Raw genomic sequence first — 19,148 nt, 5'->3', positions numbered from 1 at the left:
GGGAGCTGTTGGCTGGCGAAACCGCTGTCACAGATTCGATATCACTTTGCCACTTTTCTGTCATGTCCAGCCGCGATACTGGCGCCGCTTCTTAGAACGCAGGGTTATGAGCGGTTTGTTTGCAACAGGCTCAAGCCTCATTAACGCGAGCCCATCAAGGGCCGATTTTTCCTGAGATGGCCAGGGCCATCTCAACACTGGGAGTTTCATATGCGTCTTGTATCTACACGGGTTGCGGCGGGACTGTGTGGCGGACTGGTACTGGCCATGAGCGTCCCGGCCAGTGCCGGAGTCGATGCCAAACTGCTCGAAATGCTTAAAGCCAACGGTTCCATTTCACCGGCCCAATATGCCGAGCTGCAAACCGAACTCACCAGCGAAAAACAGGCCCAACAAGAAGCAGCCGCCAATCAGGTGAAAAAATCGGACCTCAGCGCCTTCGAACAAAAAGTGGCCTGGGCGGCCAAGACCGAATTCAAGGGCGACGTCAGGGTTCGCCAGGAAACGGTCAAGATCGATGGTGAGTCCGATGGTAAAAACAAGGATCGCCAACGAATTCGTGCTCGTCTGGGCGCCTACACCGAAATCAACCCGCAAGTGAATACCGGTATCCGTATCGCCACCGGCGGAGGCGACGATGCCCGCTCCACCAACCAGGATCTGGACAACTACTTCGACAAGAAACAACTGTGGCTCGATCAGGCCTACATCGATTATCACCCGACAGCCGTCAAGGACCTGCACCTGATTGGCGGCAAAATGCCCCAGCCGTGGGTCAGCATGGGCGACGTGATCTGGGATAGCGATATCAACCCGGAAGGTCTGGCCGCCACTTACAAGCACAACCTGGGTAACAGCGGCGTCGAGATGTTCGGTAGCGCCGGCTACTACACCCTCAAAGACAACGTCGACGGCGAAGGCGTGCAGTTTCGCAACGACTTGAGCCTGTATGCCGGTCAACTGGGCGCCCGTTTCGCACCCACCGACAGCCTGAAAGTGACCCTGGGCGGCAGTGTTTACAGTTACAACAATGACAAGGACAGCGCCTGCCCTACTACCGGCACCAAGACCACGCCATGTGCGCTGGCAGTCAACGGCAACAGCACTGACGAGTTCCGCCTGTACGAAGGCTTCGGCCAGGTCGATATCGCCAACCTGCCAGTGCCGCTGTCGCTGTACGGTCAATACGTACATAACGCAGCCACCGACAGCGATCAGGACAATGCCTGGCTGGTGGGTTTCAAAAGCAAGCTGAACGCCTTCAGCCTGGACTACAACTACCGCGATATTCAGCGTAACGCGGTGGTGGGGGCATTCACTGACTCTGACTTTGCCAACGGCACTACCGGTTCACGGGGGCACAAGATCAAACTGGGCTACGAGATCGACAAGAACTTTGGTCTGGGCGTGACGTACTTCCTGACCAAGGCTGACTACGCAACCTCCACGCAGAAGGATGCCAATGCCAACACGCTGCAACTGGACGTAGAAGCCAAGTTCTAAGAGCAACCTGTTGAGCGCAGGTCGCGTCGATCCCCTCTTATCCGTCGACGATGCCTGCGCCCAACGCTTTATTGCCCGCCTGACTGCTCGCGCATCATCCGCTTGACCGTCATCTCAAGATCGACCGGTGGTGGTTCCGGCAATGTTTTAAGCGCGGCTCCCATCAACCGCATTTGCCGGGTAAAACGCCTGCAATTGGGGCAAAACAGCACATGATGGCGCATCTGCAGGCGCTGACGAAATGTCAGCTGACCATCCAGGTAGTCGCTCGATCGGGCAACATATTGTTTGCAGGTCAACATTCCCCGGTTTCCTCGAAATGCTCCACGGTGGCGAAGACTTTAAGTCGGGCACGATGCACCAGCACCCTGGCATTGGAGAGCGATATCTGCAAAAGATTACAAATCTCCTCCAGCTCAAGCCCCTGACGATCGCGCAGTACCAGCACACTGCTTTGCAACTGCGGCAGACTGAGCAGCGTTTGCTCCAGGCATTCGCGCAACTCATGCTCTGTGAGCAGGGCTTCGGGGGTGTCCTGATGCCAGGCCAGAGGCGCCAGCAGCCAGTGCCCGTCAGAAGAGAACCGATCATCGTCGATCGTACCGTGGGGCGAAGGTAAATCGTCGAGCAGCACTTCCCGACGATTTTGCTTGTAGCGGTTTTTGGCAGCGTTGGCGGTGATGGTCAGCAGCCAGGTTTTAAGGCTTGAACGGGATTCAAAGCTGACAAGATTGCGTACCACCGCCAGCCAGGCATCCTGAACCGCTTCGTCGGCATGACGATTGCCCACAATGGCATAAGCCACGGCACGCATGGCCCCCTGATAGGTGCTGACCAGCTCCCGAAAGGCCTGCTGTTCACCGGCCAGCAGACGCTTGAGCAACTCAGTGTCGTCAGCAGCCATTGATACCTCGTCTGTTGTGAATCTGCAGGAGCCAACTTGCTCGCGAGCGCTTTAAAAGCTCGCGAGCAACCTCGCTCCTGCAGGATCCGGGATCAGCGTTTACGCAGAATTATGCTGCCAATCGAATAGCCCGCACCGAACGAACTGAGCACCGCCAGCGAACCGCCTGGCAGATCGTCCTGATACTTGTGAAAGGCGATCACCGAGCCTGCCGAACTGGTATTGGCGTAGGTGTCGAGAATCACCGGTGCTTCTTCGACCGAGGCTTCGCGACCCAGCAGACGTTTGACGATCAGGTGGTTCATGCTCAGGTTGGCCTGGTGCAGCCAGAAGCGCTTCACATCGGCCACGTCGAGCTGGTTCTCTTGCAGATGCTGGGCAATCAGCTCGGCCACCATCGGGCACACATCGCGGAATACCTTGCGGCCTTCCTGGACGAACAGCTTGTCGGGACTGTCTGGCGATTCGTCAGAAGCACGATTGAGGAAACCGAAGTTGTTGCGGATGTTGTTGGAAAAGGTGGTCAGCAGTTTGCTGCCGACGATATCGAACTGGTGCCGGGAAGTGGCCAGATCGGCACGCTCGACCAACACCGCAGTCGCCGCATCACCAAAGATGAAGTGACTGTCGCGGTCACGGAAGTTCAGATGGCCGGTGCACACTTCGGGGCTGATCAACAGCACCGCGCGGGCCTGCCCCAGCTGGACGCTGTTGCTGGCGGTCTGAATGCCGAAGGTCGCCGAAGAACAGGCCACGTTCATGTCAAAGCCAAAACCTTGAATGCCCAGCGCCTGTTGCACTTCAATGGCAATGGCCGGGTACGGGCGCTGCAGGTTGGAGCAGGCAACGATGACCCCGTCGATGTCGGCAGCGGTTTTGCCCGCTCGCTCAAGCGCCTGCTTCGCGGCGCCAACGGCCATTTCACAGAGCACCGACATTTCATCGTTGGAGCGTACAGGCAACCGTGGACGCATGCGCTGCGGGTCAAGGATGCCGTCCTTGTCCATCACAAAACGGCTTTTAATGCCTGAGGCCTTTTCGATAAAGGCGGCACTGGACTCGGCCAGAGGCTCGATTTCTCCGGCCTCGATGGCGGCGCTGTTATCCGCATTGAACTGCTGCACATAGGCATTGAAAGACTGCACCAGCTCTTCGTTGGAGATGCTGTTGGCCGGGGTGTACAGGCCGGTGCCGCTAATGACGACGTTATGCACGGTCGTTCCTCTTATTCTGTTCAAACAGAAGATATTGAATTCATTTCAGGCAGTGATAGCAGCGAAGTTTGCCATAAACGCCAACATTTGGCGTTACTTCACGATCGTCCATCTGTGCAGGAGCGAGCTTTCAAGCCGCCAGACAGCTCGCGAGCACGCTCGCTCCTGCAGGGTATTCAGGCGTCCACCTGGCTCCATTGTTTGCTCAGGCGTTTGTCCGAAATCGGCACTTTGGTCCCCAACTGCTGGCCGAACAGCGACACGCGATATTCCTCCAGCCACCAGCGATACAGCCCCAGCTGCGGGTCGCGCTTGCCTTCCTGGGCATGCTTGGTGGCCCGGGCCTGGTACTGCGCCCACAAACCGCTCAGCTCGCCACTCCAGACCCGGTCTTTCTGGACCTGGCCGGGGAGTTTCTCCAGGCGCATTTCAATGGCCTTGAGGTAGCGCGGCAGTTCCTTGAGCCAGACTGCCGGGGTTTCCCGGACAAAACCCGGATACACCAGATTGCCGAGCTGCTGCTTGATGTCATTCAGGGCAACCGCTTGAGCCAGATCGATCTTGCCCTTGAAGCGCTTTTGCAGCCCGTGCCACAGCTTGAGAATATCCAGCGTCAGCCTGGCCAGCTTTTCGGCGTGCTCGGTCCAGGCCCCGCGCTTGCGCTCGGCAAGTGCAGCCAGGCCCGCACCATCGCGCGGCAGCACGGCTTCGCCTTCAAGGATGCAGCTGTCGAGGCTGGCCAGCAGAATGTCTTCCACCAGACTCTCGACCCTGCCCAGCTCGCGGTACAACAGGCCCAGTTCGGTCAGCCCCGGCAGCTTGGCGCGCAAGAATTTGGCCGGCTCGGCCAGTTGCTGCATCAACAACCGCTGGAGCGCCCGACGATGCTGATACTCAGCCTCGGCCGGGGTCGAGAAACGTCCTTCCTTGACGCTGTTGCCCTCTTCTACCAATGCCGGATAAACCGTCATCGACAACCCGGCAATCTTCTGCTGGGTTTTTTCAGCCACCGGGGCAAACACCTTGGCCTCTACCGGCTGCTGGTTTTTCACTGTTTGCGGCACCGCCAACGCGGCCTGACTGGCCTGGGCAAAGCGTGCTGTCAGCTCGGCCAGATCGCGGCCTTCGCCGAGAAACTTGCCCTCGCCATCAACAATTTCGAGATTCATTTTCAGGTGGTTTTCCACCTGCTGCGCAGCTTCGGCCCAGGCTTCGTCACTCACCCGCGCCCCGGTCATGCGCAACAGCTCGCGACCCAGTGCCTGGGGCAACGACCCTTCGCCGTAGGCCATACGCTGCAAGGCGGCCTTGACGAAGTCCGGCACCGGCACAAAGTTTTTCCGTAGTGCCTTGGGCAGGCAGCGCACCAGAGCAATGCACTTGGCCTCGATCATGCCCGGCACCAGCCATTCCAGACGCTCGGGCGGCAACACCGAAAGCAACGGCGCAGGTACTTTGAGCGTCACCCCGTCACGGGGATGGTTGGGCTCGAAGTGATAACTCAGCTCCAGGGTCAAATCCCCCAGATGCAGGGTGTCCGGGAAATGCTGGGCGGTGATTTCAGTGGCTTCACGGGCCAGCACGTCTTCTTCACGCATGATCAACAGCTGCGGATCTTTCTGGCTGTTGATGCGATACCAGCTGTCGAAGGTGGCGGTCTGATGAATTTCAGCAGGCAGTCGCGCGTCGTAGAACCCGTACAGGGTTTCTTCGTCGGCCAGAATATCGCGGCGCCGGGCCTTGGCCTCCAGCTCGTCAAGTTGCTCCAGCAGTTGAGCATTGGCCGTCAGGCACTTGGCCCGCGACTGGATTTCGCCCCGCACCAGACCTTCGCGGATAAACAGCTCGCGGGACATCACAGGGTCAATCGGCCCGTAATGCACGGCACGCCGACCGACCACGATCAGGCCGAACAAGGTGATCTGCTCAAAGGCCACCACTTGTCCGCGCTTCTTCTCCCAGTGCGGCTCAAAGTAGTTCTTTTTGATCAGGTGCCCGGCCAGCGGCTCGATCCAGTCCGGCTCGATCTTGGCCACCATTCGCGCATAGAGCTTGGTGGTCTCCACCAGTTCGGCGGTCATCAGCCATTGCGGGCGTTTTTTACCCAGGCCGGAAGAAGGATGAATCCAGAACCGGCGCTGACGTGCGCCGAGGTAATCCCCCTCTTCAGTCTTTTGCCCGATCTGGCTGAGCAAGCCGGACAACACCGCCTTGTGCAGCTTGGGGTAGTCGGCCGGTTCTTTATTGACCGTCAACTGCATGTCGCGGCAGATCAGACTCAATTGGCGGTGTGAATCGCGCCATTCGCGCAGCCGCAGGTAATTGAGGAAGTTCTTGCGACACCAGCTGCGCAACGGACTGGCGGTCAAGGCCTGGCGCTGCTCTTCAAAGCCGCGCCAGACATTGATCAGCCCGGCGAAATCGGAGTCCACGTCTTTCCATTGGGCGTGGGCCTGATCCGCCGCTTGCTGGCGCTCGGGCGGACGCTCACGGGGGTCCTGTACCGACATCGCACTGGCAACAATCAACACTTCCTGCAAACTGCCGAGCCTGGCTGCTTCCAGCAGCATGCGACCCATGCGCGGGTCCACCGGCAAGCGCGCCAGTTGACGCCCCAGCGGTGTGAGCTGGTTCTCGCGGTTCACTGCCGACAGTTCTTGCAACAGGTTGAAACCGTCAGTGATGGCCTTGCCATCCGGCGGTTCGATAAACGGGAACGCAGTAATCTCGCCCAGACGCAGATGCAACATCTGCAAGATGACGGCGGCAAGGTTGGTGCGCAGAATTTCCGGATCAGTAAATTCCGGGCGCCCGTTGAAGTCTTCTTCGGCGTACAAACGCACACAGATACCCGGTTCAACCCGACCGCAACGGCCTTTACGCTGATTGGCGCTGGCCTGGGAAATCGCTTCGATGGGCAGGCGCTGAACCTTGGCCCGATAGCTATAGCGGCTGATACGGGCGGTGCCGCTGTCGATCACATAGCGAATGCCCGGCACCGTCAGCGAGGTTTCAGCCACGTTGGTTGCCAGCACCACGCGGCGCCCCGGGTGCGACTGGAAAATGCGCTGCTGCTCGGCAGGTGACAATCGCGCATACAGAGGCAGAATTTCGGTGTGCTTGAGTTGCGCCTTGCGCAGCATCTCGGCGGCGTCGCGAATTTCCCGCTCACCGGGCAAGAACACCAGCACGTCGCCGGGGCTTTTGCGTTCACTGCGCTCAAAGGCGGCAATTTCATCAAGGGTGGCAATGATCGCCTGGTCGACGCTCAAATCTTCCTCGACACTGTTGCCCTCTTCATCCTGCTCCGAGGTCAGCGGTCGATACCAGGTCTCGACCGGGAAGGTACGGCCCGACACCTCGACAATCGGCGCATCGTTGAAGTGCTTGGAGAAGCGCTCCAGATCGATGGTGGCCGAAGTGATGATAACTTTCAGGTCCGGACGACGCGGCAGCAGGATTTTCAGGTAGCCCAGCAAAAAATCGATGTTCAGGCTGCGTTCGTGGGCTTCGTCGACGATGATCGTGTCGTAGCGTTCCAGATAACGGTCGTGCTGGGTTTCGGCCAGCAGGATACCGTCAGTCATCAGTTTGACCAGGGTGTTGGAATCGCTTTGATCCTCAAACCGCACCTGGTACCCCACCAGCGCGCCCAACGGCGTGGCCAGTTCTTCGGCCACCCGGCTGGCTACGCTGCGCGCCGCAATTCGACGGGGCTGGGTATGGCCGATCAAACCGTGTTGACCGCGACCGATTTCCAGACAGATTTTCGGCAACTGGGTGGTTTTACCCGAGCCGGTTTCACCGGCCAGAATCAGCACCTGATGCTTGAGCAACGCGGCCTTGATCTCATCGCGCTTGGCGGCGATCGGCAGGTTTTCGTCATAACGAATCAGCGGCACACTGGCCGCCCGCGCTTTCACCTGCGCGCACGACGCCTGCACCCGCTCAGCCCACGCGGCCAATTTGGCCACGTCGTCAGGCTTTTTGCGCAGCTCATGCAATTGCCGACGCAGTTTATGGCGGTCGGCAATCATGGCTTGATCAAGGTTTTTCAACAGTTGGTCGATAGCAGGCGATTCGTCAGTCATCAGGCGCGCAAAAGTCTTCGTAAATGCAGGGGGCGGATTGTCGCAGATTTGGCCCCACCCCGTGAACGGGATCTACAGCTGGATATGGCATCCATGCCAAAGGCGCCGTTACTCGGAGGCGGGCAGCTGCCGGCCGGTGGCCTGAGGTTTTCCCGCCACCGCCACCGCCAGTTCCAGAACAGCCAGGGCCACCAGCCCCCGGATAAACCAGGTCTTGCCGGCAGTCACCAGTAGCCAGCCCCCCCGGCCTCGAGCGTTGTCCGTGCACAGGGATATTGCGCCCGGGCAGCCATTGCCTTGCGCGCTGTATCCCCTAAACTGCCCGGCTCAAACCTTGTAAGGAATCACCGTGAGACTTGTCGATATTGCACGGATGCTGTCACTGGCAGGCATTTGGGGCGCCAGCTTTCTGTTTATGCGGATTATTGCGCCGGTGATCGGGACCATTCCTACCGCGTTTTTTCGAGTATCCATAGCCGCTACCGGCCTGGTGGTGATTCTGGCGCTGATGCGCGTGAGCTGGAATTTCGGCGGTAAGCTCAAGGTGATTTTGATCCTGGGGGTAATCAACTCGGGCATTCCGGCCACGTTGTATTCGGTGGCGGCCCAGGTATTGCCTGCTGGTTATTCATCAATATTCAACGCGACCACACCGCTGATGGGCGTGCTGATTGGCGGGTTGTTCTTTAGCGAAAAACTCACTGCGACCAAAATGGCCGGTGTGTTTTTAGGCTTGTTCGGAGTCGGCATCCTGACGCGTGCCGGGCCAGTGGCATTTGATATGGATCTGCTGATGGGCGCCCTCGCCTGTCTGCTGGCCACCACCTGTTATGGCTTTGCCGGTTTCCTGGCGCGCCGCTGGCTGGATCAGCAAGGCGGGCTTGACCCCCGTCTTTCGGCACTGGGCAGCATGCTCGGGGCCACGCTGTTTCTGTTGCCACTGTTTGCCCTGAGCGCCATCAACCAGCCGCCGGCCAGTTGGGGCGGAGCAAGCGTGTGGCTTTCCCTTTTGGGCCTTGGACTGGTCTGTACGGCGTTTGCCTACATTCTGTACTTCCGCTTACTGACCAGCATTGGTCCGGTCAAATCCATGACCGTGACCTTTATGATTCCGCCATTTGGCGTGCTGTGGGGCGCGTTGTTTCTGGATGAGCCGCTGTCAATGGCACATATCTACGGCGGGTTGCTGATCGCTGTAGCGGTATGGCTGGTGCTCAAGCCTGCTGCAGTGGCAAAAGCTGTAAACCCGTGAGTCCGGGGATCTGCAGGAGCGAGCTGTATCGCGGGACAAGTACAGCTCGCTCCTGCAGGTCAGGGTGTCAGGCCGTTTTACGGAACACGAACACCAGCCCGATGATGATCAGCGCCATGCCCAGCAAGCTCAAAGCCGCCAGTTTGTTGCCGAAAATCAGATAGTCCATCACCGCGGTCACCGCCGGCACCAGATAAAACAGGCTGGTGACATTGACCAGATTGCCTTTGGCGATCATCCGGTACAGCAGCAAGGTCGCCAGTACTGAAACCACCAGCCCCATCCACAACACCGGCACCACAAACCCGGCACTGTGTTCGAAGTGAAATGGCTGAAACGGTACAAACACCGCACATACCAGCAACCCTGCAAGGTATTGCAGCGGCAGCGTACCCAGCGGGTTTTGGGTAATGCGCTTTTGCATCAAGGTGCCCGCCGTCATGCTGGCCAGTGCCAGCAAGGCATACAGCATGCCGGTCCAGGACAAACCTGCCAGACCGATGCCCTGGTAGACCACCAGGATCAAACCGCCCAGCCCCAGCAGCAACCCCAGAGACCGACTGAAGGAATGCCGCCGCTCCATGATCACGGCGGTCAGGATCGGTTGCACCCCCATCACGGTGGCCATCACCCCCGGGGTTACTTTCAGATCCAGCGCCAGCAGGTAAAAAATCTGATAGGCGCCCAACAGCACTACACCGGTGGCCAGGGCATAGCTGATCCCCTTGACGCCACGGGGTAGTTGAAACTTCATCAACGGGATTATCAGCACCAGCGCCAGCAAGGCGATGGCAAAACGGATCAACAAAAAGGCAAAGGGCGATGCATGGGCCAGCCCCCACTTGGAGAAGATGGCACCACTGCTCCACAGCAGAACGAACAGGCTCGTGGAAACAGCCGCCAGCGCGGACTCTTTAGAAATCGAAAACATGGGTAACACCTGTCATCAGGCAAAAAAGCCAACTCAGCCAAAGCTGAAGTTCAGAGGTTTTTCAGGCGGGTACGGGCAGCTGAAAGATCAGTTCAGCCCGCGACAACAACACCTGGTGGCGACGCCACAGTGCGGCTGACAGGAGGGGGATAGTGACTGATCTGCGCAGGCTGCTGGTTTGCGCACGGCACCACGCCAGCAGAGACTGCTGAAACGACAACGCTGTGGGAGAGGCAAACCGGCATGGGCTGATCTTTTTTGGAGAGAAGATGCGGAGCGCTTGGGCTCATCGAGCGCTGACTATAACCAGCGCCCGATACAAATTGCAATGCTTTAACCGAACAACCAGCGCCATAACAACAGCAGCACGATCACGGCCAATATTGGACGGGCCACGCGGTAAAGTTTGGGGTTACGGCGCTTCCATTGTTTGACCACACCACTGAAACGGTCGCTGAACGTCTTGCTCCAGGCATAGGCCTTGTTGATGCCGCCTACGCGCTCGTCATCGGTGTTCTGTGGAGCGGTGGCTTTGCCCAGCTGAGCGCTGACCCAGCGGTTGATGCGCGTCATCAGGGGGCTGGTGAGCGGCCGTTCGATGTCACAAAAGAGGATGACGCGGGTGATGTCGGTTTCATTCTTGACCCAGTGCACGTAGGTCTCGTCGAACATCACGTCCTCGCCGTCGCGCCAGGAATACTCTTCGCCATCAACGAAAATCCGGCAAGCATCCGAGTTGGGTGTCGACAGGCCCAGGTGATAACGCAACGAACCTGCGAACGGGTCACGGTGCGGGTTGAGGTGGCTGCCCCCCGGCAACAGGGCAAACATTGCGCCTTTGACGTTGGGGATGCTGTTCACCAGCTCGACGGTCTTGGGGCACAGCAGTTCGGCTGATGGCAGCGCTTTGTCGTACCACTTGAGGTAAAAACGCTTCCAGCCTTTTTTGAAGAACGATCCAAAACCGGCATCGTTGTTCTTTTCGGCGGCGCGGATATAGCCCTCATCGAACAGGTGCATGGCTTCTTCGCGAATCACTTGCCAGTTGTCTTTAAGAACATCCAGCTCGGGAAACTTGCTGCGGTCCAGGTAGGGCCGGGACGGGACGCCGGAGAACAGATACATCAAGGCGTTATAGGGCGCAAAGAACGCGGAGTGGTTGACGAACTGGCGCAACACCGGCAGGCGCGCCTTGCCGCGCAAATGCACGTAAAGGATGCTGCCGACAAACAGCAGTATCAACCCTGCCTTGATGGCGAAGGATAAGGTCATGCAACAACTCCTCGAAAATAGGCAACCTGCCCCGGTCTGTCATGCAACGTGGCAGCCGGCCATGATAAACACTCCCGGCCCCGGGCAAAACCCGCCTGATCCAACATTCAGCGTTAAGGAAGACGTAATAACGAGTCAATAGTGCATAAGTCGCAGCTCTGAGCGCTTGATTTGGGTCAGTTGCATCCGCCTGGCGGGGGCCGGCTTGCCTGCGACAGCACCACGATGCCTGAATCGCTGGCAAGCCTGCACCCTGGGAAACGGGCTTACTGCTGTAATTCCTGCTCGCTGAACATATCGCTGAACAGGTAGCTCGACAGGTAGCGCTCACCCGAGTCGGGGAGGATCACAACGATAGTCTTGCCCTGCATTTCCGGGGTTTCAGCCAAACGTACTGCCACAGCCATTGCCGCGCCGCATGAGATCCCGCACAAGATGCCTTCTTCGTGCATCAGACGCAGGGCCATGGCCTTGGATTCGTCATCACTGACCAGTTCGACTTTATCGAGAATCGACAAATCGAGGTTTTTCGGTACAAAACCGGCACCGATGCCCTGGATCTTGTGGGGCGAGGGTTTGATCTCTTCACCGGCCAGCGCCTGGGTGATGACCGGCGAGGTGATGGGTTCTACCGCAACCGACAGAATCGGCTTGCCCTGGGTGTGTTTGATATAGCGGGAAATGCCGGTGATGGTGCCACCGGTTCCCACTCCAGCCACCAGCACGTCAATGCCGCCGTCAGTATCGTTCCAGATTTCCGGTCCGGTGGTTTTCTCATGGATTGCCGGGTTGGCCGGGTTTTCGAACTGCTGGGGCATGAAGTACTGCTCAGGATCGCTATTGCAGATCTGCGCAGCCTTGTCGATGGCCCCTTTCATGCCCTTGGTCGGCTCGGTCAGTACCAGTTCGGCGCCCAGCGCCTTGAGCACCTTGCGCCGCTCGATACTCATGGAGGACGGCATGGTCAGCATCAATTTGTAACCGCGGGCAGCCGCGACAAAGGCCAGACCGATGCCGGTATTGCCCGACGTCGGTTCAATGATGGTCATGCCGGGTTTGAGCACACCACGGCTTTCGGCGTCCCAGATCATATTGGCGCCGATCCGGCACTTCACCGAATAGCCCGGGTTACGGCCCTCGATCTTGGCCAGAATAGTCACGCCACGGGGCGCAATACTGTTGATTTGTACCAGAGGCGTGTTACCGATGGAGTGCGCGTTATCTACAAAAATGCGGCTCATGGCGGGGTCCTTATTCACCTTTTGGGAAGGCCTCAAGGGTAGGCCTCGTGTTCCCGGGCGTCCAGTCATGGCGTGACGCGCCATTCAGAGACTGAATGGCGCGTCTGCGTTCACCTCGGACGGGCGTCGCGTTATAGTCGGACTTACTTTTTTGTTCTCCCGCCCTGCCCCTTGCAGGGCCCGGGTCCTGGTTTGAGGAATTGCAGATGAAGTTTGAAGGCACCCGCGCCTACGTGGCCACAGATGACCTGAAACTGGCGGTCAACGCGGCCATCACCCTGGAGCGCCCGCTGCTGGTCAAAGGTGAACCCGGCACCGGCAAGACCATGCTCGCCGAGCAACTGGCCGAATCTTTCGGTTGCAAGCTGATCACCTGGCACATCAAGTCCACCACCAAGGCCCATCAGGGCCTGTACGAGTACGACGCGGTCAGCCGTCTGCGTGATTCGCAGCTGGGGGTGGATAAAGTCCACGATGTGCGCAATTACCTGAAAAAGGGCAAGTTGTGGGAAGCCTTCGAAGCTGAAGAGCGGGTCATTTTGCTGATCGACGAAATCGACAAGGCCGACATCGAGTTCCCGAACGACCTGCTGCAAGAACTCGACAAGATGGAGTTCTACGTTTACGAGACCGACGAAACCATCCAGGCCAAAGTGCGCCCGATCATCATCATTACCTCCAACAACGAAAAAGAACTGCCGGATGCCTTCCTGCGCCGTTGCTTCTTCCACTACATCAGCTTCCCGGACCGCAGCACCCTGCAAAAGATCGTCGACGTACACTTCCCCGACATCAAGAAAGAACTGGTCAGTGAAGCACTGGACGTGTTTTTCGACGTACGCAAAGTGCCCGGCCTGAAGAAAAAGCCTTCGACCTCCGAGCTGGTGGACTGGCTGAAACTGCTTATGGCCGACAATATTGGCGAGGCCGTGCTGCGCGAGCGCGATCCGACCAAAGCCATCCCGCCACTGGCCGGCGCTCTGGTGAAGAACGAACAGGACGTGCAATTGCTGGAGCGTCTGGCGTTCATGAGCCGTCGCGCTAATCGCTGATTTTTCCAGAAGGCGATAAGCATGCTGCTTAATCTGTTCAATGAAATGCGGGCGGCCAAGGTGCCGGTTTCTGTGCGCGAGTTGCTGGACTTGATCAACGCGCTGAAGCACCACGTGACCTTCGCCGACATGGACGAATTTTATTATTTGGCGCGCACCATCCTGGTCAAGGACGAGCGTCATTTCGACAAGTTCGATCGCGCATTCGGCGCCTACTTCAATGGCCTGCAGAACCTCAACGAGCACCTTGAGGCCCTGATTCCCGAAGACTGGTTGCGCAAGGAATTCGAGCGCTCGCTGAGCGACGAAGACCGGGCGCAGTTGCAATCGCTGGGGGGCCTGGACAAGCTGATTGAAGCGTTCAAACAGCGTCTTGAAGAGCAAAAGGAACGCCATGCCGGTGGCAACAAATGGATCGGCACCGGCGGCACCAGCCCGTTCGGCTCGGGGGGCTATCACCCTGAAGGCATCCGGGTGGGCGACGCCGGCGCGCGCCAGGGCAAGGCCGCCAAGGTCTGGGAGCAGCGCGAGTACAAGAACCTCGACGATCAGGTCGAACTGGGCACGCGCAATATCAAGGTGGCTCTGCGGCGCCTGCGCAAGTTTGCCCGCCAGGGTGCGGCAGAAGAGCTGGATATCGATGGCACCATCGACCACACCGCCCGCGATGCCGGCCTGCTGAACATTCAGATGCGCCCTGAACGGCGCAACAACATCAAACTGCTGTTGCTGTTTGATATTGGCGGCTCGATGGATTCACACGTGAAGATCTGCGAGGAGTTGTTCTCGGCCTGTAAAACCGAGTTCAAGCATCTGGAGTACTTCTACTTCCATAACTTCATTTATGAGTCGGTATGGAAGAACAACCAGCGTCGTCAGGTCGAACGTATTTCCACCCAGGATCTGCTGAACAAATACGGCGCCGACTACAAGGTGATCTTTATTGGTGACGCGGCCATGGGCCCCTATGAAATCACCCACGCGGGGGGCAGTGTCGAACACTGGAATGAAGAGCCGGGTTACAAGTGGATGCAACGCTTCATGGAGAAATACAAAAAGCTGATCTGGATTAATCCTTACCCGAAAGACACGTGGAACTACACCGCTTCGACCGGGATCGTACGCGACCTTATCGAAGACCGGATGTACCCCTTGACGCCGGACGGTCTGGAACAAGGGATGCGGTTTCTGGCCAAGTAATGATGCCCCCTGCAGGAGCGAACACCCTCGCTCCTGCAGGCTGGGTTGTTATTCGGCAAACCGCTGCATGAACGCCACCTGCTGGCGCTGCGCCGCATCCTGGGTGGTCGGACGCATGTACACCACTTCCCCCGGCAAACACTGGGCCAGACGTGCCAGCGCCAGCGGGGTCAAGGCGCCGAGACGCGGGTAGCCGCCAATGGTCTGACGGTCATTGAGCAATACAATCGGCTGGCCATCCGGCGGGACCTGAATCGCCCCCTGCGGGATACCTTCGGAAATCATCGGCGCGCCCTGATAGACCAGTGCCGGCCCCAGCAGGCGGATGCCCATGCGGTCGGCGCGACTGTCGAGGGTCCATGGATTATTGAAGGCGTCAAAGGTGCTTTGACCACTGAAAGCACCCATTTGGGCACCCAGCACCACATCCAGCAACGGCTTGGGACTGAACTCGGGCAGGTACCGGGACGGCAGTTCACGCAACGGCTGCGCAGCCCCGCCATAACTCAGTTCATCGCCTGCCGCCAGCGCCCGGCCAAAGCCATCGGGGCCGCCGAGCTGCTCACGAACCACGGTAGAGCAACTGCCCAGCACTTGAGGGGCGCCAAAGCCTGCCGGTGCGGCCAGATAGGTGCGGGCACCGCTCATCGGCTGAGTGAAGGTCAGGGTCTGGCCTTTTCTCAGAGAGAAACTGCGCCAGGGCTTCAAGGCTTGTCCGTCTACCGTTGCTGCCAGATCTGCGCCGGCCAGAGCCAGCGTGCAATCGTCCCGGGCGATAACAGATAAGCCGCCGAGGGTGATTTCGATGACCGCCGCGTCTGGCGAGTTGCCCAGCAGCCAGTTGGCCCAGGCCATGGACATCCAGTCCGCAGCCCCGCCCTGGGTCACGCCCAGGTGCCGTACGCCGAAACGACCGGCGTCCTGCAGCAGGCAAAACGGATTACTGGCCTGAATCAGTAAACGGCTCATGCCAAGGCCTCCTGGGGCGTGTCATCACCGCCTAGACGGATAAACTCAGCGCGGCTGACAGGGGCGAATTGCACCCTGTCGCCTGGCTGCATGAGGCTGTAACCCTCGCGCTCGCGATCAAACAATGCGCTCGGGGTACGGCCGATAAGATTCCAGCCGCCGGGCGACTGCGCGGGATAGGCCGCGGTCTGGCGCTCGGCAATCCCGACGCTGCCGGTGGCGACACGTTTGCGCGGGGTGTCCAGGCGCGGTGCGGCCAGGGCTTCTTCGACCAGCCCCATAAAGGCAAAACCCGGGGCAAAGCCCAGGGCGAAGACCTGATATTGATGCTCACTGTGACGACGGATGACTTCGCTCACCGACCAGCCGGTGCGCTTGGCCAGCAAGGCGAGTTCCGGCCCCACACTCAGGTCGTACCACACTGGCAGTACGTGACATTGGCCAAGGTTTTGGGTTTCCGGGCGCAGGTCAGTCAAGGCCTGGGCGATTCGCTCCCGGGCCTGGGCCGGCGTCAGTGCCAGGCCGTCGTAGTGCACCATCAAGGTGGTGTAGGACGGCACCAGATCGGTCAGATACTCGGCGAAGCAAATGCGCAGGCGCTCGCTGGCAGCCAGCATCCACGGCATGTTGGTTTCTGCAATTTCATCGAACAGACGCAGCATCAGGCAGTCGATGGCCACCACTTCAATGCGCGGCTTCATCCCTGCGCCTGCTGGCTCAGGGCCTGGCGAATCCGTTGCACGGCGGCGACCGAGCCGGCGTTGTCGCCATGCACGCACAGCGTGTTGGCGTGCAGGTGCAAGGCACTGCCGTCATTGGCCACCAGAGGCTGGCCAGCCGCAATGGTCAGGGCCTGTTGCACGATAATCTCGGCGTCGTGATGCACCGCCCCCGGCAGTTGCCGTGAAACCAGGCGCCCGGCACTGTCGTAAGCGCGGTCGGCAAAGGCCTCGAACCACAGAGTCACGCCGAACTCATCACCGATGGCTTGCGCCGCGCTGTTGTCGCGGGTGGCCATCAGCATCAGCGGCAAGCCCGGGTCGTAAGCGGCCACGGCCTGCACCACCGCCCGCAACTGTGCGGGGCTGGCCATCATGTCGTTGTACATGGCGCCGTGGGGTTTGACGTAGCTGACTCGCGTGCCCTGGGCGCGGCAGATGCCGTCCAGAGCGCCGATCTGATAGTGCAGAAGGTCTTGCAGCTCTTGCGCCGAGTAGGCCATGGAGCGTCGACCAAAGCCGGCGAGGTCTTGATACGCGGGGTGGGCGCCGATTTTCACATCATGGGCCAACGCCAGACCTACGGTTTTGCGCATGATGCCCGGGTCGCCTGCGTGAAAACCGCAGGCAATGTTGGCGCAATCAATAAACGGCATGACCTCGGCATCCAGGCCCATGGTCCAGCTGCCAAAACTCTCACCAATATCGCAATTCAATAACAGGCGGCTCACGGCGATGCTCCTGTGGTCTTTTTATAGTTTAGGTGCAGGCATTTTTGGACAGCAGCACGCCGTTCGTCCAACTAATAAAAGCCGGACTCAGGGATAAGAAAAAGTTGATTGCTTAAATTTCTGCCGGGCCAACCGCTGTTCTGCAGGCCCAGGTCAGGATTAGCTGTCGCGTGCTCGGCGGGCAATTCGCTCGCGCTGGCGTTTACCGCCCAGGACGACCCAGTCCACCAGGCGCAGGAAGCCTTCGATGATGAAGGAAAACAACAGGGCCCCGGCCATCGCCCAGCCGATAGCGGTCGGTGACAGCAGCACCTGATAGCTGTAGGTGTCGATGGTTTCCTGACGAATTGCCGGATCGGCCGCGTAGGCCACTTGCAGTGCACGCATGTACCACGGCCCCTGCATGGCCTGGAACTGATCGTCGAGCAGACGCTGGCGGCTGAGCAATGTGCCCAGGCTGTTGGCATCGCTGCGAAATACCGGGTCGTCACTGGCCCGGTAATGCGCAACCAGCGCTTGCAGATCGCCTTTGAAAAACTGGTTGGCGGTGTTCTGGAAACCCACCAGCCCGGTTTGCGCTTCGATCAGGTGAGCTTCGACGCGGTTGGCGTAATCATTGATAAACCCCGGCACTTGCACGCCGATCAACAGGCCCAACGTAAACAACACCAACCGCAGATAGCTCAGAAACATGCAGGCGCATCCTTATTCGGTTGTGCCCTGGCTGACGCATTCACCGCGTCGCCACAAGCTCCATTGACCCGGTTCGTAACGCGTCCAGGTTTCGTTTTCTGTCAGCGGTTCGGTGGCAATCACGGTGACTACATCGTTCGGGGTTGTTTCTGACTGAAAATCCACAATCACGTCGACATCTTTCAAACGTGCCGGGCCAAAGGGCGCACGACGCGTGATCTGTGCCAGCTTGGTCGAGCAATAGCAGAACAGCCAGTCACCGTCGCTGAGCAGGCAGTTGAACACCCCTTTGCTGCGAAATTCGGCGCAAGCGGCGACCAGCACCGGCAGGATAGTTTCGACGTCGACCGGTTCGGGGAAGGCCTGGCGAACCCGGTTCAGCACATCGCAGAACGCGGCTTCACTGTCGGTATCACCGATCGGACGGTAAAAGCTGGTACTCGGGGAGAAGTCGGCCAGCTGGCCGTTGTGCGCGAAGCACCAGTTACGGCCCCAGAGTTCACGGACAAACGGGTGGGTATTGGACAGGCAGACTTTGCCGACGTTGGCCTGACGGATATGGCCAATGACCACTTCGCTTTTGATCGGGTAGCGCTGCACTAGCAACGCGACCTCGGAGTCGCAGCTGGCAGCCGGGTCCTGAAACAGGCGCAGGCCACGGCCTTCATAGAAGGCAATGCCCCAGCCATCGCGATGCGGGCCGGTACGCCCGCCACGCTGCATCAGGCCGGTAAAGCTGAACACAATATCGGTCGGGACGTTGGCGCTCATGCCCAATAATTCACACACGCTCGCACTCTCGCATTCAAGCTCAACGGAAAAGGATTACAACCGCGGCTCAACCCGCGACGGGCCCGCAGCACGGGGTGCTGCCGGGCGGACAAAACGGTCATCGCCAGCAGGGCCGAAAGGCTGGTCGTCTTCAGGGTCGCTGTGGTGCGCCTGCTGGTTGGCGGCGGCTTGCGCCTGACGCGCCTTGCGGGCACGCTCAATGGGCCAGCGAATCAGCACAAAAACCGCATACAGGCACAGTGCAAAGATGGCGTACATCAACAGGTCCGACACCGCGCGCCAGGCGTTATTGCCCACCTTGAACGCAAGGTCCAGGGCAGTGATGGCCACTGCAGGAGCAAATTTTTCTTTTACCGGGTCGATAATGGTCGGGCTCAACAGCAACACCGCCATTAACACGCGTAAAGGCTCACGCAACCAGCGCCACATAAAGCGGGTCAGGCGCCACCATACGAGCAGGCAGCCCAAAGCGGCAAAGGCATAAAGGCCCCAGGCGATCAGATAGTCGTTCTCGGTCATGGTATCCATGGTCGGCAGGCAATGAGGCGCTATGATAACGGCTTTTAGGCAATGCGGCTGCACCG

General features: G+C 59.1%; 17 protein-coding genes. 4 read left to right on the top strand and 13 right to left on the bottom strand.

The window, feature by feature from the left end; all coding sequences use genetic code 11:
* Window positions 1–210: 210 nt before the first annotated feature.
* Window positions 211–1,503, top strand: a complete 1,293-nt coding sequence (locus EQV90_RS19165) for a putative porin (RefSeq protein ID WP_029612602.1) — start codon at window positions 211–213, stop codon at window positions 1,501–1,503.
* Window positions 1,504–1,571: 68 nt separating this feature from the next.
* Here the strand turns inward: EQV90_RS19165 and EQV90_RS19160 are convergent, their stop codons facing one another.
* The 4 genes from EQV90_RS19160 to hrpA all read right to left on the bottom strand — a co-directional run bounded on the left by EQV90_RS19160 (window position 1,572) and on the right by hrpA (window position 7,712).
* Window positions 1,572–1,805, bottom strand: a complete 234-nt coding sequence (locus EQV90_RS19160; RefSeq protein WP_010656465.1) for a zf-HC2 domain-containing protein — start codon at window positions 1,803–1,805, stop codon at window positions 1,572–1,574.
* Window positions 1,799–2,407 (bottom strand): RNA polymerase sigma factor, encoded by a 609-nt coding sequence (locus tag EQV90_RS19155; protein WP_003441656.1) that lies wholly within the window; start codon window positions 2,405–2,407, stop codon window positions 1,799–1,801. Before EQV90_RS19155 ends, EQV90_RS19160 begins: the two co-directional genes overlap by 7 nt.
* A 92-nt stretch (window positions 2,408–2,499) precedes the next feature.
* Window positions 2,500–3,621, bottom strand: a complete 1,122-nt coding sequence (locus tag EQV90_RS19150; RefSeq protein ID WP_003441654.1) for a beta-ketoacyl-ACP synthase III — start codon at window positions 3,619–3,621, stop codon at window positions 2,500–2,502.
* A gap of 176 nt (window positions 3,622–3,797) precedes the next feature.
* Entirely contained in the window at window positions 3,798–7,712 is a 3,915-nt protein-coding gene (gene hrpA, locus EQV90_RS19145; RefSeq protein ID WP_240878547.1) for an ATP-dependent RNA helicase HrpA, read from the bottom strand.
* A gap of 349 nt (window positions 7,713–8,061) precedes the next feature.
* Between hrpA and EQV90_RS19140 the strand changes: the two genes are divergently transcribed.
* Window positions 8,062–8,964, top strand: a complete 903-nt coding sequence (locus tag EQV90_RS19140; RefSeq protein WP_003441650.1) for a DMT family transporter — start codon at window positions 8,062–8,064, stop codon at window positions 8,962–8,964.
* Between the two features lie 67 nt (window positions 8,965–9,031).
* Here EQV90_RS19140 and EQV90_RS19135 read toward each other — a convergent pair whose 3' ends face one another.
* From EQV90_RS19135 to cysK, 3 genes are all read right to left on the bottom strand, one after another.
* Window positions 9,032–9,895, bottom strand: a complete 864-nt coding sequence (locus EQV90_RS19135) for a DMT family transporter (protein ID WP_003441648.1) — start codon at window positions 9,893–9,895, stop codon at window positions 9,032–9,034.
* Between the two features lie 333 nt (window positions 9,896–10,228).
* Window positions 10,229–11,167: an aspartyl/asparaginyl beta-hydroxylase domain-containing protein gene (locus tag EQV90_RS19130; RefSeq protein ID WP_003441646.1), complete on the bottom strand. Its 939-nt coding sequence runs from the start codon at window positions 11,165–11,167 to the stop codon at window positions 10,229–10,231.
* 266 nt (window positions 11,168–11,433) lie between these two features.
* Complete coding sequence (gene cysK, locus EQV90_RS19125; protein WP_010656467.1) at window positions 11,434–12,408, bottom strand: cysteine synthase A; 975 nt, start codon at window positions 12,406–12,408, stop codon at window positions 11,434–11,436.
* Between the two features lie 206 nt (window positions 12,409–12,614).
* Between cysK and EQV90_RS19120 the strand changes: the two genes are divergently transcribed.
* Together EQV90_RS19120 and EQV90_RS19115 are read left to right on the top strand one after the other, a co-directional pair.
* Window positions 12,615–13,460, top strand: coding sequence for a MoxR family ATPase (locus EQV90_RS19120; RefSeq protein ID WP_240878546.1), 846 nt, complete (start codon window positions 12,615–12,617; stop codon window positions 13,458–13,460).
* A 21-nt stretch (window positions 13,461–13,481) separates the two neighbouring features.
* Window positions 13,482–14,660 (top strand): VWA domain-containing protein, encoded by a 1,179-nt coding sequence (locus EQV90_RS19115; RefSeq protein ID WP_003441640.1) that lies wholly within the window; start codon window positions 13,482–13,484, stop codon window positions 14,658–14,660.
* Window positions 14,661–14,708: 48 nt separating this feature from the next.
* On the opposite strand, the gene EQV90_RS19110 is transcribed toward EQV90_RS19115, so the two are convergent.
* The 6 genes from EQV90_RS19110 to EQV90_RS19085 all read right to left on the bottom strand — a co-directional run bounded on the left by EQV90_RS19110 (window position 14,709) and on the right by EQV90_RS19085 (window position 19,092).
* Window positions 14,709–15,629, bottom strand: coding sequence for a biotin-dependent carboxyltransferase family protein (locus EQV90_RS19110; RefSeq protein ID WP_161718786.1), 921 nt, complete (start codon window positions 15,627–15,629; stop codon window positions 14,709–14,711).
* On the bottom strand, window positions 15,626–16,330 hold the full coding sequence (locus EQV90_RS19105) for an allophanate hydrolase subunit 1 (RefSeq protein ID WP_160628131.1): 705 nt from the start codon (window positions 16,328–16,330) through the stop codon (window positions 15,626–15,628). The genes EQV90_RS19110 and EQV90_RS19105 overlap by 4 nt, the downstream gene beginning before the upstream one ends.
* Window positions 16,327–17,079 carry a 5-oxoprolinase subunit PxpA gene (locus tag EQV90_RS19100; RefSeq protein ID WP_003441635.1) on the bottom strand — a complete coding sequence of 251 codons (753 nt, stop codon included), beginning with the start codon at window positions 17,077–17,079 and terminating at the stop codon, window positions 16,327–16,329. The genes EQV90_RS19105 and EQV90_RS19100 overlap by 4 nt, the downstream gene beginning before the upstream one ends.
* Window positions 17,080–17,238: 159 nt before the next feature.
* Window positions 17,239–17,772 (bottom strand): DUF2937 family protein, encoded by a 534-nt coding sequence (locus tag EQV90_RS19095; protein ID WP_240878545.1) that lies wholly within the window; start codon window positions 17,770–17,772, stop codon window positions 17,239–17,241.
* A gap of 12 nt (window positions 17,773–17,784) precedes the next feature.
* Window positions 17,785–18,561: a class II glutamine amidotransferase gene (locus EQV90_RS19090; RefSeq protein WP_003441631.1), complete on the bottom strand. Its 777-nt coding sequence runs from the start codon at window positions 18,559–18,561 to the stop codon at window positions 17,785–17,787.
* Window positions 18,562–18,597: 36 nt separating this feature from the next.
* Complete coding sequence (locus EQV90_RS19085) at window positions 18,598–19,092, bottom strand: hypothetical protein (RefSeq protein WP_029612604.1); 495 nt, start codon at window positions 19,090–19,092, stop codon at window positions 18,598–18,600.
* Window positions 19,093–19,148: the final 56 nt, after the last annotated feature.

The sequence above is a fragment of the Pseudomonas sp. TMW22089 genome (genome assembly GCF_022496645.1).
In the GTDB taxonomy this organism is placed as follows: Bacteria; Pseudomonadota; Gammaproteobacteria; order Pseudomonadales; family Pseudomonadaceae; genus Aquipseudomonas; species Aquipseudomonas paraversuta.
This window is presented reverse-complemented; position numbering and strand designations above follow the sequence as displayed.

Excerpts from the sequence above, each read along its gene's own strand:
- EQV90_RS19165 (WP_029612602.1), top strand. The coding sequence starts at position 211 with ATGCGTCTTGTATCTACACGGGTTGCGGCGGGACTGTGTGGCGGACTG.
- EQV90_RS19160 (WP_010656465.1), bottom strand. The coding sequence starts at position 1,805 with ATGTTGACCTGCAAACAATATGTTGCCCGATCGAGCGACTACCTGGAT.
- EQV90_RS19155 (WP_003441656.1), bottom strand. The coding sequence starts at position 2,407 with ATGGCTGCTGACGACACTGAGTTGCTCAAGCGTCTGCTGGCCGGTGAA.
- hrpA (WP_240878547.1), bottom strand. The coding sequence starts at position 7,712 with ATGACTGACGAATCGCCTGCTATCGACCAACTGTTGAAAAACCTTGAT.
- EQV90_RS19135 (WP_003441648.1), bottom strand. The coding sequence starts at position 9,895 with ATGTTTTCGATTTCTAAAGAGTCCGCGCTGGCGGCTGTTTCCACGAGC.
- EQV90_RS19130 (WP_003441646.1), bottom strand. The coding sequence starts at position 11,167 with ATGACCTTATCCTTCGCCATCAAGGCAGGGTTGATACTGCTGTTTGTC.
- cysK (WP_010656467.1), bottom strand. The coding sequence starts at position 12,408 with ATGAGCCGCATTTTTGTAGATAACGCGCACTCCATCGGTAACACGCCT.
- EQV90_RS19120 (WP_240878546.1), top strand. The coding sequence starts at position 12,615 with ATGAAGTTTGAAGGCACCCGCGCCTACGTGGCCACAGATGACCTGAAA.
- EQV90_RS19115 (WP_003441640.1), top strand. The coding sequence starts at position 13,482 with ATGCTGCTTAATCTGTTCAATGAAATGCGGGCGGCCAAGGTGCCGGTT.
- EQV90_RS19110 (WP_161718786.1), bottom strand. The coding sequence starts at position 15,629 with ATGAGCCGTTTACTGATTCAGGCCAGTAATCCGTTTTGCCTGCTGCAG.
- EQV90_RS19105 (WP_160628131.1), bottom strand. The coding sequence starts at position 16,330 with ATGAAGCCGCGCATTGAAGTGGTGGCCATCGACTGCCTGATGCTGCGT.
- EQV90_RS19095 (WP_240878545.1), bottom strand. The coding sequence starts at position 17,772 with ATGTTTCTGAGCTATCTGCGGTTGGTGTTGTTTACGTTGGGCCTGTTG.
- EQV90_RS19085 (WP_029612604.1), bottom strand. The coding sequence starts at position 19,092 with ATGGATACCATGACCGAGAACGACTATCTGATCGCCTGGGGCCTTTAT.